Here is a 14,991-nt window from a genome sequence, read left to right on the forward strand (position 1 = left end):
GAAATAAGGCAAGATTCTTTACGGCGTATGTTAAGTTTTAAATTACTTCGTTCGGCTATCCTGTTCCTTTCCTTATCCGTTTCACTGAGCTCCTGCTTTTCGCGGTACATTATTTCAGCCAAGGAAGTGCGGAGGCATTATGCTGATAAGAAGGTCAAGCCGAAGGAAATCTTCATCAAGAACGACACACTTTCTCTCTCGCTGGCCAGCATGGGGCCCGATACGCTTCCGATGCTGCTGCTCATTCATGGTGCCCCCGGATCGCTATGGGGTTACATGAATCTGATGGACGATGAGGACCTGCAAAAGCACTTTCATATTGTTTCGGTCGATAGGGTAGGCTATGGCAAGTCCCGGCTCAAAAAACGGCGTTATGTGACCTCGATCGAAACTCAGGCCAATGCATTGCTTCCCGTGCTTTCGCTCAATAAAAGTGACCAGAAAGTGATCATCCTGGGCAGGTCCTACGGTGCTCCCATTGCCGCCAGGCTAACCTCGCTGGCGCCCGACAAGGTGAAAGAACTTATTATGGTATCACCGGTAATCGACCCCGAAACGGAGCGGTTCTTTTGGTTCTCCAAATGGGGGAGGATGAGTTTTGTGCAGCTTTTCCTGCCTGCGGCTTTTAATGCAGCTACTGCCGAGAAATACAGTCACGCCGCCGAGTTACGTAAAATGCTGCCGGTTTGGGAGCAGCTCAGCGTGCCCACGACAGTGATTCAGGGGGGCAACGACTGGATCGCCGACCCGACCAACATCGATTTTGCTAAAAAACACATCAAGAGCAAACGCGCCCAGTATATATTCCTATACAATGCGGGCCATATGATTACCTTTTCTCATGCGTCGATGATCAAGGAAATGCTGCTGAAAAGCAGGTTATTTCAGGATAAGATCACCGCATTGGAGCCGAAGGGCGAGGGAATGGAACGCGAATAGGTTACTATCAAATGGGCATTCAAGAAGAAAGCGGCAGGTCACAGGACCTGCCGCTTTTCTATTTAATAATTAACCTATGGTAATACGTGAAATTGCATTTCACCTAAAACAACTATATTCCATAGGACGATATTCAGGCCGGGTACCATTACAAGCAGGCCGCATTATCTCAATACTTTTTGCGTCACGGAGTCTTTCGTATTGCTTGCGCGGATCAGGTACATGCCTCGCGCGAGGTTACGCATATCAAATACTTCCTGAACGGATATTTCTGGCGTTTTGCTGGCGATTTCCGTCAGAATGCGGCCATTCATATCGATTAGCTGCAAACGAATGACATCCCGCTGTTTGCTGTACGCTTTAACCGTCACGAAATTCTCGGTAGGAACCGGGTAGGCCTGAACGGCCATTGAAACTTCCGAAGAAGAAACAACGGGCGTTGAAGTGATTACACCGCCGTATTCCGACGATTCGTAGGGCGGTACTTCAACTGTATCTCCGGGTCTGTCGGTCACGGTAACCATTCCCTCGCGATAACTTTCGGAAATTTTGATACCGTCGCGCCATTCGGTTACCACCATGGCAAAAAGGTAATTACCAACCACTTCTGGCGCAGTCCATACCAGCTTTTTCTGCGCGGCATCTACCTTGAATGTTCCGGTGGCACTCACTTCATTCGGGAACCGGTAGCTGTGATCGAGCATCCGAACGCCGCAGGTGCCAGGTGAGGGCCGGCTCAGCCGCACTACCCTCACGCCCATGCTGTCGTTGTCGGCGATGATTGGTTTAAGGTCAATGGAAAAAACCTGGCGAACACCCGCTTCAAATTCAAGATCGGGCAGTACCGGCGTTGAATTGGCCGACTGCGTGTCAATCACCGTCCACAGGAACTGCGAGGTCAGCCCGGCCTGTGGTAAGTTCAGGATTTGATTCGTTCGGGTGTCAAGGGCCGTCGAAATCTGATAAATGCCTGCGGCAGGATAGGTGTAATTGAGCTGATATTCGCCTACGGACACGCCCTTGGAAATGGCCGTCATTGAAAGGCGGGATGCTTCTTTGACGGCCCCGTCGCCCATACAAATGGTAACGGAATTTAGTGCCTCGGCCGCACTTTGGCCGGTTTGGGTATCCAGGTAAATCTTTACTCTGATATCATAGGTCTGGCCCGACAGATGCCTTGCCAGGATTTCCCCGCCTCGCAGGTGCGACGCATGGGCGTACGCAGAAAGCAGGACCAGTAAGAGAATGCGGTAAACTGATTTCATATAGAGGAAAAAGAAGCCGTGAGGTTACATAGTATATATGTTCAAAACGCGCAGAGGACGTGTTTTTGTATGGCTTCCTGAAAACAAACTGCTAGTCCTTATAAATCAATATTTCACGTTTGCCGTCACTTTTGATGTAGCCGCGGTACATTCCCTCACTATTGAATGGCATCGCCACGTTGCCGTTCCGGTCGACAGCGATAATACCCCCTTCGCCACCTCTCTCTACCAGCTTTTTCATCACCACTTCGTTGGCAGCATCTTTCAGGGAGAGTCCTTTGTATTCCATCAACGCAGAAACATCGTGCGCTACTACCGAACGGATGAAGTACTCGCCATGACCTGTTGCCGACACTGCGCAGGTTGCATTGTTGGCGTAAGTGCCGGCGCCGATGATCGGCGCGTCACCGATACGGCCGTACCGCTTGTTGGTCATGCCGCCGGTAGAAGTCCCCGCCGCCAGGTTGCCATATTTATCCAATGCCACACAGCCCACCGTTCCGAACTTTTTGCCTTCGGTGAAAATCAAATCTTCCCCGGAGCGAAACCCGGTCTTAGGCTCTTTTTTTAAGGAGGAAGGGCCTTTTCCCTTTCCTCCATTCTCCCTACTATTATGGTCCAACTCGGTTTTCTCCTGCGCTTTGGCGCGCTCCAATGCTTTGTATCGCGCTTCGGTATAGAAATACGATGGATCTACGATTTCCAGCCCTTTTTCTTTGGCAAATTGTTCAGCACCCTTGCCGGCCATCATCACATGCACCGACTGGTCCATGACCGCGATAGCGGCTGAAATCGGGTTTTTGATGGTCGTAACGCCGGCTACCGCACCTGCTTTCAGTGTTTTGCCCTCCATAATGGCCGCATCCAGCTCATTTTTGCCTTCGTTGGTAAACACAGCACCCTTGCCGGCATTGAAAAGCGGAGAATCCTCCATTACATGAATGGCCGCTTCGACGGCCTGTACGCTGGTACCGCCCTTTTTGAGTACTTCATAGCCTTTCTGCAATGCCAGGTCGAGTCCCTCGCGGTAGGCCTTTTCGCGTTCAGGGCTCATGTTTGCGCGTGTAATGGTGCCCGCGCCACCGTGTATGACGAGCGTGATCTTGTCTGAAAAATCCTGCGCGAATGCAGCAAAGCAAGAGCAGGTAATCAGCAGGATAAGGGAAAGCTTTTTCATGAAATAGTAATTTGAGTGATGATTTCAAATCTAGTAACTAAAATCCTATATCCCTATCGGGCTGATAATGGGTGGGGTAGGTATTGCATGCGCGAAAAGCGCGTTTTTTTAGCAGTAGAGCACATTCTGGTGTTACTTTTGGTAGTTCTGATTAAAATTTATTTAAAAAACCGAAAACTGATGAAAAAAGTAGTGCTCAGCCTGGGAGTTCTTCTGGGCAGCCTGTATGGTCCGGCCTATGCGCAGCAAACTGCTGACTGGAAGTATGTGCAAGGCAAGATCGTAACGCCGTGGGCGGAAAAAGTGGTGGCCGCCAACCCGCTTCCAGAATACCCCCGTCCGCAAATGACACGCCCCAACTGGCAAAATATCAATGGCCTGTGGAACTATGCCATCGTTCCCCAAAGTGCCGGCGACACCAAGCCTTCTGCCTTCGATGGTAAGATATTAGTCCCGTTTGCCGTTGAATCCGCATTGTCGGGCGTAGGTAAAACGGTGGGCAAGGATAGCGTTCTCTGGTACCAACGCTTAATCGATTTTGCACCAAAATTGAAAGACCAACGTGTGCTGATCCATTTCGGTGCCGTTGACTGGAAAGCAGAAGTATTTGTGAACGGTAAACCCGCCGGAAGCCACCAGGGTGGATACGATCCGTTCAGCTTCGATATCACCGACTTGCTCGTGAAGAAAAAGCAGCAGGAGATCGTCGTGAAAGTGTGGGATCCGAGCAGCGACGGCCCTCAGCCGCGTGGTAAGCAAATCAAGAATCCGCACGGGATCTGGTACACGCCGGTAACCGGAATCTGGCAGACGGTTTGGCTGGAAACTGTTGCGACCAGCCATATCACCAGCGTTACCCCAGTCGCCGATATTGATAAGCAGACGCTTACCGTAAATACAGCGGTTGCCAGTGCAGGAGCAGCTGATAAGGTGAAAATTACCGCATGGGATGGTGTGAATAAAGTGGCTGAACAGGAAGTAGCGCCTAACCAGCCTGCTATACTGAATATCAGTGATGCGAAACTCTGGTCACCGGATGCACCTAACCTTTACAATCTGACCGTAACGCTTACCCGCAACGGAAAGCCGGTCGATGAGGTGAAAAGCTACGCTGCCATGCGTAAAATCGGCGTGCAGGTGGACGAAAACGGCATTCAGCGCATGACCCTGAATAACAAGTTCTTGTTCCAATACGGTCCGCTCGACCAAGGCTGGTGGCCTGACGGCCTTTACACAGCGCCTACTGACGAGGCATTGAAGTTCGATATCCTGAAAACGAAGGAAATGGGCTTTAATATGATCCGCAAGCACGTGAAAGTGGAACCTGCCAGATGGTACCGCTATTGCGATGAGCTTGGAATGCTTGTATGGCAGGATATGCCGAGCGGCGACCTGGGTAACAACTGGGAAATGCGCCCGGGCATTACAGGTAACGAAACCGACAAAAAGCGTACGCCGGAATCTGAGAACATTTACAAAACAGAATGGAAGGCAATTATGGATGCCAACCGTTTCTTCCCATCGATCGTCGTTTGGGTGCCGTTCAATGAAGCATGGGGGCAGTTTAAGACAGCCGAAATCACTAATTGGACCATGCAATACGATCCCTCGCGTCTCGTAAACAGCGCCAGCGGCGGTAACTTCGAGCCGGTAGGGCATATCATCGATTTACACAACTATCCGGCGCCTGTAATGCCGCGTCCGGATCTGTTCGGTCAGAAGCAAATCATCGTTTTGGGAGAATTTGGTGGCCTTGGCTTGCCGGTGGACCAGCACGTTTGGCAGCAGAAAGATAACTGGGGTTATCAGAGCTTCAAAAATCAGGAGGAGCTCTACAACCGTTACGCGACGTTCATCGACCGCTTCGAGCCTTTGATCAAAAAAGGCCTTTCAGCAGCGGTTTACACGCAGACTACGGACGTGGAAGTGGAAACCAATGGTTTGATGACTTATGATCGCAAGGTGATCAAGTTCCCTGAGACCAAGTTGAAGCAGATCCATTCGAAGCTTTACGACCCTTCATTTGTGAAGTTGAGGGGTAAATGATGATTGACCGCCGACCATAGACCGCCGATTCTGTCTTCTTGAAATCGGCCGTCAGCGGTCAGTGGTCGGCGGTCATTTTAAAAAAATCGGCCGTCTATTTCCCTTTCATCTGTGCTTCCACAACGGCAATCGCCACCATGTTTACGATCTCCCGTACCGAGCTACCCAATTGCAACACGTGTACCGGCTTTTTGAGGCCGAGAAGGATTGGTCCGATGGTTTCGAGTTCCGCAGCTTCTTTCAGCAGGTTGTAAGCGATGTTGCTGGCCGAAAGGTTAGGGAATATCAAGGTATTCGCGCCGCCGTCGACAAGGTCGCTGAACGGGTGATTTTCCTTCAATAATGTGGTATTGAATGCGAGGTGCGCCTGTAATTCGCCTTCCACGATCATCGATGGGTTGCGTTTTTTCAGGATCGCGGTCGCATCCCGCATTTTTTCGGCGTCGGCACCTTTGGCGCTGCCGTAGTTGGCATAGGTCACCAATGCAATGCGCGGCTGGATATTGAAGCGCTCCACGGCTTTGGCGGTCAGCTCGGTAATTTCCACGATATCATCGACGGTCGGATCGAGGTTAACGGTCGTGTCGGAGAAGAACAACGGGCCTTTCGGTGTGAGCAAAATGTACATACCGGCCACTTTGTTGACGCCTTCCTGTTTGCCGATCACTTGCAGCGCAGGGCGGATCGTGTCGGGGTAAGTTCTGGTCAGACCGGATATGAATGCATCCGCTTCGCCAGTCTCGACCATCATCGAGCCGAAATAGCTTTTGAAATACATCGTGCGACGTGCTTCAATCGGTGTGAGGCCTTTTCTCTGCCGTTTTTCGAACAGTTTTGCTGCATACTTTTCAATCATCGGATCGCTTTCCGGAGCACGTGGGTCGATGATCGACACATCGGCCAGGTCGAGCTTGCTTTCGCGGATCAAATGCTGAATGGTTTCCTTGTTACCGAGCAGGATGGGCGTTGCGATACCCTCGTCGCGCACCTGCTGGGCCGCACGCAGTACCTGGATGTTCTCCGCATCTGCAAAAACGACCTTTTTAGGAGCGAGCTTCGCTTTGTTGAGGATCACGCGCGAAATCTGCTCGTTGCGCCCCAGACGGCTCGAAAGCTCCTGCTCGTAAGCGTCCCAATCAGTGATTACCTTTCGAGCCACGCCGGTTTCAATGGCTGCTTTCGCCACAGCGGGTGCTACGGTTGTGAGCAGGCGAGGATCCACCGGTTTTGGGATAATATAATTTTTACCAAAAACGATATTTGTCTCATTGTAAGCGAGGTTGACGATGTCAGGCACCGGTTTCTTGGCAAGATCGGCCAATGCATGTACCGCTGCGAGTTTCATTTCCTCGTTGATTTCCGTCGCGCGTACGTCGAGCGCTCCCCTGAATATGTATGGGAAGCCGAGGACGTTGTTCACCTGGTTCGGATAATCGGAACGGCCGGTGGCCATAATCACGTCTTCGCGTGCTGCTACGGCGTCCGGATAAGGGATTTCAGGATTCGGGTTAGCCATTGCCAGTACGATCGGATCTTTTGCCATGGATTTCACCATTTCCTTCGAAACGATATCAGCCGTCGAAAGTCCCAGGAACAGGTCGGCGCCTACCATCGCTTCTTCCAGCGATCCATATGCTTTGTCGGTAGCGAATTGCTTTTTCATATCCGACAAATCCGTCCGGCCATTGTGGATGTGGCCTTTGGTGTCGAACATCGCGATGTTCTTTGGACTAGCACCCAATGCGAGGTACAGTTTCGTACACGATACCGCGGAAGCGCCGGCACCGGACACCACTACGCGGATGTCTTCGATCTTTTTGTCGACGAGCACCAATGCATTCAGCATAGCCGCGGCACTGATGATTGCCGTTCCGTGCTGGTCGTCGTGCATGACGGGGATATTGAGCTCTTTTTTAAGTCGGGCTTCAATATCAAAACACTCAGGGGCCTTTATGTCTTCGAGGTTGACGCCTCCGAAAGTAGGTTCGAGGATTTTGACCGTTCTGACAAACTCGTCCACATCCTTGGTGTTGAGTTCTATGTCAAAAACGTCGATATCCGCATATATTTTGAAGAGCAGCCCTTTACCTTCCATGACGGGTTTGGAAGCTTCCGGTCCGATATCACCCAAACCAAGTACGGCGGTCCCGTTGCTGATAACAGCTACCAAATTGCCCTTGGCGGTGTATTGATACGCATTTTCTACATTATCCGCGATTTCCAGGCAGGGCTCTGCCACGCCGGGCGAATAGGCAAGCGAAAGGTCGCGTTGGGTACTCGTTTCTTTGGTGGGGATAACCTGTATTTTTCCTGGCCTACCCTTGGAATGGTAGTATAGCGCGTCTTCTTTTCTAATCTTTTTGTTCATACCTAGTTGACGATGTTTCGTGCAAGGTACAAACAATCGGTTCACCGCAATGAATTCTCAGAAGGTATTCGTGAGAATTTCATCATGGTTTTTTGAGACGCGCGGTTACACTATTTATTGGAAAGTAGAGAGGTCGTCGTCGGCTAATGATGGGCTATTGACCAATTTTTTACGCTCTTTCACAGAAGCAATGCGTTTTTTGAGAAAATAGGCAAACACCATGTACAATCCGAACATTCCGATGTAAATGTACAGCGAAGCAGTATTGGTAATGTCGCCGTGGAATGTGAAAAACAATGCGGTATTCACGATCGTCACCATCCAGAGTGTGAACGATGCCCAGAAGTGGTTCAGACCGTTGTCGATCAGAATATGGTGCATGTGGTTGCGGTCGGCCACGAATGGCGAGCCACCTTTGAAAATTCGGACAATGAAAACGCGCAGGGTATCGAAGATCGGTACAATCAGGAGCACCATGACGATGATCGGCGCGTTGAAATAGGCGTTAGGATCGTGCAGATAACCTACATTCAGCGAGAGGAATTCCACCGCGAAGATCGAAAGCAGATAGCCGACGATCAGCGATCCGGTATCGCCCATGAAAATCTTGCTGGTTTTGGAAAAATTGAAGCGAAGGAAACCGAGCAATGACCCCGACATCGCAAATGCAAGGCAGCCGAAAGAGAAATGGTCGTTGGCGATGAACCATATCCCGAACCCGAGGCCGGCGATGAGGCTGATACCGCCCGCCAGGCCATCGATCCCGTCGATGAGATTGATCGCGTTGATAATCGCGATGAATATGAAAACGGTAAGTGGAATGCTGATGAAATCCGAAACGCCGTGAATGCCGAAGATGCCGTAGAAGTTATCGACTTTGAAGTTGCCCATCGCGACGAGGATCAGCGACGCGAAAATCTGGATAATGAGCTTCTTGGTCGGGTCTACCGCGAGAATGTCGTCCTTAATTCCGAGGAAGAAAAGGATGATCACACCGGTCATGGCCAGGCTGATCAGGTTCGAATCGAGGATGTTCTCTGAATGCGGCCACAGGAAGTAGGCGATCAGCGTGGCTGCGAATATGGCAATACCGCCCAAAGTAGGCGTTTCCGTCTCATGTGAACTTCTGAAACCCGGCTTTGCAGTCAAATGCAGCAGGTTGGAGAGGTTAATGATGATGGGTATCGAAATGATCGAAAGAAAGCATCCGATCAAAAATGAGAGAAGGCATTGATAAATGTCGTGGTGGACAAGCGTATTGACGTTTCCTTCGGTCAATATTTGCAGAGGTAGTTGTAGTTCCATGAGCTTGTCAAAATTAGGAAGTGCGTTGAGGGCGGATTGAAAAATCCAAATCAAATGTCGAAATATAAACCAATAAATTAAATATGCAAATGCCTGAATATCAAAATATTTACTATCTGGTTTAAGGTACTTAAGTTGACTTCCGGACCCTAAATAAATTGTATAATTTTTCTCAAAGGTTTTAACCACAAAGTATAAAACCGGGGTTTCAAATTGTTGATTTTCCAGGCCAGCCGGTCGTTCTGGTTGGCCGCGATACGGTTCTTGAGTGTGCTGTTGCTAACCCCGCCGGCCCGCATTTTCACGAGGACTTTGGGTAAGTAAGCAAGCCTGATGTTTTCGCGATGTACAAAGCGAAGCATCAGTTCGTAATCTGCTGCGCTTCCCAAATCGAGGCGGAAGTGCCCGTGTGTGTTGTAGACCTCTTTTCTGACGAAAAAAGTAGGGTGTGGCGGCATCCATCCATTCAAAAACGCGCCAACCTTGTATGCACCAGAGACCCATTTTCTGCGTACTAGCGTTGCATCATTCGCATCAATATATTCCAGATCGCCATAGGAAGCGTCGGCGTTGCTGGATGCCAGCACCTCCGCCACATCGCTGACTACCGACGGGTATGCGTAAAAATCGTCGGCATTCAGGATCCCTATCACGTCACCGGTTGCTAATTGTATGCCTTTGTTCATGGCATCATAGATACCGGCATCGGGTTCACTCAAAAAACGGGCGATTTTGTCACCGTACGACCGCACAATGTCTTGGGTACCATCCTTGGAGTTTCCATCCACGATAATGTACTCGATGTCCGGGTAGTCCTGTCCGAGAACCGATTCAATGCTGTGGCGAATCGTCGCCGCGCCGTTATATACAACTGTAAGTATGCTTACTTTCAACTGGTTATTGTTCTTGTTTTAATATATTTCGCAGGGTTTCCCTGGTAAATTCCATAAGGCTCCATATGGCTTGTGGCCACCGATCCGACAGTCAGCAGCGCGTGTGAGCCAACATTTACCCCCGGGCAGACCGTCGCCTGCGCGCCGATCCATGAGCCTGCGCCAAGCGTTATGGGCTTCACAATCAGGTCAAAAGTGCTTTTTCTGTAATTATGGTTGCCCGTCAGAAGCATCGCTCCCTGCGACAGGCACGCATTTGATTCAATAGTCACCAATGTGAGGTTGTCGATCCACACATTTTCGCCGATCCATACGTGGTCGCCTATCTGCAGAAACCACGGGTATTTCACATTCACTTTGGGCTTGATCACCACTCCTTTGCCGATCTTCGCGCCGAACAGCCGCAGCAGCGCCACCTTGAATGCAGACGGGTAGGGAATGTGTGTATGGATGAACAGCCGGTTCAGTAAATACCAGATCACCAGCTTCGGATAACCGCCCGGATTGTACCAATCGTTGTTATAAACGGACAGATTGGTTTGGGTTTCTGAGGTCTTTTCCATATTCCGTCCTGAAATGTGATATAATAGCTTCCTTGTCGCGTCCTACCCGGTGATACACTTCGTAAATCTTGGCATCCACCAGGAAGCGGTACCAAAACCCCTGTAAAACGTGCCATATGAGCCCCTTTGTTCCATCCAGGAAACCTAATTTGACAAAATACCTGTATGTAAAGTAGATAAATGGCCTCGTAAACAGCGGCATATTAGCATACTTGATTTTCAGGAAACGCGTACGTTGTTCCTGAGTACCCCAGAAGCTCGGTTCGACAGTTTCCTTGTTATCAAAGTTATATTTAATGTTCAATAGGTCTATGACCTCCCGGATTGCGTAATTGTTATGCTTCTGCGTCCACCAGGTGAGGTTGTTGAGCGTATGATCGACGATATCGTGCTGCAATTGAGCGGTGGTGCCGCTGCTGAGTTTGATATGTTCGTCCATCCACAGTTCCTCACAAATCCCCAGCCCACGCCGCCACACGCGCAGGAGCCAGATCGGGTAGTACCCGCCACGGCGGATCCATTTTTCCATGAAAATCACCCTGCGTTTCACGTAAAGTCCCGAAACATTCTCCGGCACTTGCGAGAGCGAGTTGTTTAGTTCCTGGGCAAGCTCCGGCGTAATGTACTCGTCCGCATCCATGCGCATGAGCCATTGAGTCTGGAAAGGGTTGTTCCGGATGCCGAAATTGAACTGGAAAGCATAGGAAACCCAGGGATTTTGCACCACGGTAGCGCCAAGGCCTTCGGCAATCGCGACGGTATCGTCGGTGGAAAACGAATCGACGATGAAAATTTTATCGGTAACCTGTAACAGGCTTTGAATGCACCGGCCGATGTGCTTGGATTCGTTGTGCGTTAAAATGATGACGGATAAATCGATCATATTCGGATTAAAACAGACCTGTATCTGGGTGCCTGTCAGCGGTTACATTCGGGGGTAAATGTAGTTACTTTTTTTGAACTTTCTTGTATTCTTCCAATAACTGGTTGGCAACCACACGAATGTCGAAATTTTCGGTTACCATCCTGTAAGCTCGATTTGCGATGTCTTCCGCGTAAGGCTTGTCTTGTAATATTTTAAGAAGCCCATTCGCAACGCCATCGCTGGTCAGCGGGGTCAGGTAAGCTGCATCGTAGCGTGCAATGTAGTCGCCAAAGCCTACGCGGTCGGACACGAGTGCGGGCACGCCCGAGGTCATCGCTTCCAGCACTGCGATCGAAAAACCTTCGGAATAGGAGGGGGAAACGAACAGATCCGCGTCGGCCAATGCCTCTTTTTTGATCGTGTCTGTCAGCATTCCCACCAGTTTAATGCGGCCTTCGAGGTTATGCTTGCGGATGAACTCTTCGGTTTCGGCTTGATAGCCGTCGTCGGGGCCGGCCAGTATCAACTGTGCATTCGGTAGTTGTTCGTGAACCTTTTGAAATGCGGGCAACAGCAGGTCGAGGCCCTTTTTAATATTCAATCTTGCCAGGAACAGCACCATCTGCTGGTCGGGCGAAATGCCGTGTTTGGCCCTGAAAATACCTTTGGCGGGTAGATTAGCCCGGTTATACTCGTCGAGTTTCATTCCGTTGGGCACGATCACCATATTTTTCGGGCGGTAACCCAGGTAGCGGATCACGTCCTCTTCCTCGTCGGTGTTATTGATCTGGATCAGATCGGCTTTACCAAGCAGCCTTTTTTGGTATAACAAAGTCACCAGGTCCTTCTTCCATTTACTATGCGCGACCGCCCATTTGTCGAGCAGGCCGTGGATAGTGATGACTTTAACCGCCTTTGAGGGGATCAGGAACGGCGCCAGGCTACCGAAATGCCAGATTCCGTGCATATGTACGACGTCGTACTCGTGGATGTGCTTTTTCAGGTATTTGTACAATTCGACGGAGAACTCCCGGTAAAAGTTGCTCACGGGCGTCGTACGCGCGACCGCGATCAGGCGCGCCCCCTCGGGCACGGGGTACATTTTCTCGCCGGGGGTCATCGGGCTCAGGATATCGACCTGGTGGCCTTGCTTGACGACCTCGGTGGTGTGGTCGTAGATAATGCGGGCCGGGCCTCCGATCGCCCATGTATATGCACAAATATTCAGTATTCGCATGCTTGGGTTTTAATGTATAGTTGTGTTCGTTATGCTTCCTGTCATCGGGTGGCCAGGTCGCGGTACGTTTCGGCCATTTGCGCGGCCACCGGGCCGGACGCGAATGGAGCGATCAATTTCAAAGATTCCTGCCCCATTCCGGTAATACGGCCGGGGTTTTGGATGAAAAACGTTAGATGCTTTTCCAGATCGGCTTGCTGAGTGTGATTAAATGTAAATCCGTTCACGCCATTCCGCACCAGATCGTCGGTGCATCCGCAGGTATCAGACACGATGACGGGCATCCCGCACACCATCGCCTCATTCACTACCAACCCCCATGGCTCCGACTTGCTGGGTAACACCAGCACATCGCTTTGCGCCAGCCAGCCCGGCACCTGGTACCAGGGAAATCCCCCTGCGAAAATGACCTTGCCGGTAATGCCCAGGTCGTTTACCAGCTTTTCCAGAATCTCCTTTTCGGGGCCGCCTCCTACTAAAAGCAGCTGCCAGCCGGCGCCGGTTTGTTTCACAGTATCAGCAAATGCGCGGATTAGCATATCCAGATTTTTTTCCGGTGCGAGTCTCCCCACGTAGATAAATTTCCTCGAAATGGCCCTGGCAGCCGTATCAAGCCCTTTTTTTGCCTCATCGTACCGCTGGCGGACCACCTGCTCATCGATTACCGCCGCATTACGCACTCTGATAGCGCTTTTCGCGACGCCGAGACTTTCCAGGTATTCGGCCGATGTTTTGCCAAAGCAAAAAAAAGCATGGGCGCGGCCCACGATTACTTTCTTGATTGCTTCCTTCCAGCCGGAACGGTTATGGTCTGCCGAAGACGACTCCGAAGAAATCACCACTTTCACGCCTTTTGCACGTGCAAAAAACGTGAGCAGCACCTGTGCCCAGTCGAAATAGCCTGTGATATTAAGGACGTCGGGCTGGTACTCATTAAATACCCTGAAAAGCGCTTTACGCCGTTCGCCGAAGCTTACCTGGTCGAGGCTGCGCTCGAAAAGGACCTTATAAGGGTAATCGTAAATGATCGTATCGTCATTTTGCATGACTTTCCGGCTCGCCTCGTACAATGCGATCTGCGCAACAAGCAACTCGTCGGCGGGATTGGCCCGCTTCATAGCGAGGTGGATCTCACTGAAAAGCTTTGATTTGTAATGCGCCCATAATTGGTTGTGAACAATCATTACACGCATCATTTCCGAAGGTTAAGGTATTCCTGAAACAATGGGTACAGATTGTCGGCCAGGAAAACCTGCCCGTCGCTGTTGAAATGCACGACGTCCATCTTCCGGTAGCGTGCCTTCGAAACACCGAACTGGAACTCGTCGATCAACCTGATGTTCTTTTCTTTGGCAAATGCGATGATCTCCTGACCCTGGTCATTGAAATGGCCGAGATCGATCTCGGAAATTTCGGGGTGCAAGTAAATAAACATCGGGATATTCTGCTGTTTGGCGATTTCATAAAGCTGCTCATACCCCGGATTGAATATCAGGCCCGGCTTGCGGATACCCGCCTCGTTAAGCTTCTTGGCTTCCACGGTGTCCTCAACCGCTTTGGCGTCGGCTGCGACGTGCGCGCTGTCGGTCACGTCGGGCTTCACAATGGCAATATGCTCTTCCTTTTTCTCCGCTTCCGGCGTCAGGAAAAGGGTATCCAGGAAATAAAAGAACATCCAGCGGTACCGGTCCCAAAGTTCATAGAGCGCTACTTTATATTGTTTGTCGGGCCATCCGGGATCGACACCCACCGGGCTCTGGTGGGACATAATGTCGTGGGCATCGTGGCTGCTCGTCACCAGGCAAATCAGTTTGGCCTTGAAAGTTCCGTATTTTTTCAGGTAAGCGGCGATATTGTCCGGCCCCCACGATCCGGCGGAGATGTTCAGCACGCGCACGCGTTTGTTGAAATCCTTTAAAAAACGTTTTTCGAGCAGGGTGGAGGCAATGCTATCCTGGTCGGTGAGGCTCCCGCCATTGACAACCGAATCTCCAATGAGCAATATAACGAGGCTGTCGGTAGGCAGCACTTCCTCGTTGCGCATGGAGAGGCTGTTGGTACGCAGCACCTGACCGAACCGTTTTACGTCCTGGTTAGGCGCATATATATATTCAAAATCAGGATCCGATACGTAGAGCGGCGAATTACAAAAGCCATATTTTACCCTTAATACAACCTCGGTAATCCCCGCAAGAATGACAATAGCAATTAAAAAACCGTAAACAAACTTTAACATCAAGTGAACGTCTTCTGCGTCGAAAGTGACTGCAAATTTAGGATTACTTTTTCCATTTACTGCTTTTTCAGTTTTCGTTAACTAAATAAGTCGGTAT

The 14,991-nt window shown here is 50.4% G+C and carries 12 protein-coding genes; 2 read left to right on the top strand and 10 right to left on the bottom strand.

Features of this window, described 5'->3' with window-relative positions:
• Positions 1 to 27: 27 nt before the first annotated feature.
• Positions 28 to 939 carry an alpha/beta fold hydrolase gene (locus tag J2Y43_RS17020; protein ID WP_309984819.1) on the top strand — a complete coding sequence of 304 codons (912 nt, stop codon included), beginning with the start codon at positions 28 to 30 and terminating at the stop codon, positions 937 to 939.
• A gap of 164 nt (positions 940 to 1,103) precedes the next feature.
• Here the strand turns inward: J2Y43_RS17020 and J2Y43_RS17025 are convergent, their stop codons facing one another.
• Together J2Y43_RS17025 and J2Y43_RS17030 are read right to left on the bottom strand one after the other, a co-directional pair.
• Entirely contained in the window at positions 1,104 to 2,204 is a 1,101-nt protein-coding gene (locus tag J2Y43_RS17025) for a T9SS type A sorting domain-containing protein (RefSeq protein ID WP_309984822.1), read from the bottom strand.
• Positions 2,205 to 2,295: 91 nt separating this feature from the next.
• Positions 2,296 to 3,381, bottom strand: coding sequence for an isoaspartyl peptidase/L-asparaginase (locus J2Y43_RS17030; protein ID WP_309984825.1), 1,086 nt, complete (start codon positions 3,379 to 3,381; stop codon positions 2,296 to 2,298).
• Between the two features lie 180 nt (positions 3,382 to 3,561).
• On the opposite strand from J2Y43_RS17030, the gene J2Y43_RS17035 reads away from it, so the two are divergent.
• On the top strand, positions 3,562 to 5,427 hold the full coding sequence (locus tag J2Y43_RS17035; RefSeq protein WP_309984827.1) for a sugar-binding domain-containing protein: 1,866 nt from the start codon (positions 3,562 to 3,564) through the stop codon (positions 5,425 to 5,427).
• Between the two features lie 94 nt (positions 5,428 to 5,521).
• Here the strand turns inward: J2Y43_RS17035 and J2Y43_RS17040 are convergent, their stop codons facing one another.
• The 8 genes from J2Y43_RS17040 to J2Y43_RS17075 all read right to left on the bottom strand — a co-directional run bounded on the left by J2Y43_RS17040 (position 5,522) and on the right by J2Y43_RS17075 (position 14,894).
• Positions 5,522 to 7,795: an NADP-dependent malic enzyme gene (locus J2Y43_RS17040; protein WP_309984829.1), complete on the bottom strand. Its 2,274-nt coding sequence runs from the start codon at positions 7,793 to 7,795 to the stop codon at positions 5,522 to 5,524.
• Between the two features lie 114 nt (positions 7,796 to 7,909).
• The gene (locus tag J2Y43_RS17045; protein ID WP_223404285.1) at positions 7,910 to 9,100 is read right to left on the bottom strand and encodes an MraY family glycosyltransferase; all 1,191 of its coding nucleotides are present in this window, start codon (positions 9,098 to 9,100) and stop codon (positions 7,910 to 7,912) included.
• A 149-nt stretch (positions 9,101 to 9,249) separates the two neighbouring features.
• Positions 9,250 to 9,993 carry a glycosyltransferase family 2 protein gene (locus tag J2Y43_RS17050; protein WP_309984832.1) on the bottom strand — a complete coding sequence of 248 codons (744 nt, stop codon included), beginning with the start codon at positions 9,991 to 9,993 and terminating at the stop codon, positions 9,250 to 9,252.
• Positions 9,990 to 10,556 carry a putative colanic acid biosynthesis acetyltransferase gene (locus J2Y43_RS17055; protein WP_309984835.1) on the bottom strand — a complete coding sequence of 189 codons (567 nt, stop codon included), beginning with the start codon at positions 10,554 to 10,556 and terminating at the stop codon, positions 9,990 to 9,992. Before J2Y43_RS17055 ends, J2Y43_RS17050 begins: the two co-directional genes overlap by 4 nt.
• Positions 10,513 to 11,439, bottom strand: coding sequence for a glycosyltransferase family 2 protein (locus J2Y43_RS17060; RefSeq protein ID WP_309984837.1), 927 nt, complete (start codon positions 11,437 to 11,439; stop codon positions 10,513 to 10,515). The genes J2Y43_RS17055 and J2Y43_RS17060 overlap by 44 nt, the downstream gene beginning before the upstream one ends.
• A gap of 64 nt (positions 11,440 to 11,503) precedes the next feature.
• Positions 11,504 to 12,658, bottom strand: coding sequence for a glycosyltransferase (locus J2Y43_RS17065; RefSeq protein WP_309984839.1), 1,155 nt, complete (start codon positions 12,656 to 12,658; stop codon positions 11,504 to 11,506).
• 41 nt (positions 12,659 to 12,699) lie between these two features.
• A complete protein-coding gene (locus J2Y43_RS17070) occupies positions 12,700 to 13,854 on the bottom strand; it encodes a glycosyltransferase (protein WP_309984841.1) in 1,155 nt (384 codons plus the stop codon).
• Complete coding sequence (locus J2Y43_RS17075; protein ID WP_309984844.1) at positions 13,851 to 14,894, bottom strand: hypothetical protein; 1,044 nt, start codon at positions 14,892 to 14,894, stop codon at positions 13,851 to 13,853. The genes J2Y43_RS17070 and J2Y43_RS17075 overlap by 4 nt, the downstream gene beginning before the upstream one ends.
• Between the last annotated feature and the right edge of the window lie 97 nt (positions 14,895 to 14,991).

Origin of the sequence: Dyadobacter sp. BE31, from assembly GCF_031457695.1 — a bacterium.
In the GTDB taxonomy this organism is placed as follows: Bacteria; Bacteroidota; Bacteroidia; order Cytophagales; family Spirosomataceae; genus Dyadobacter.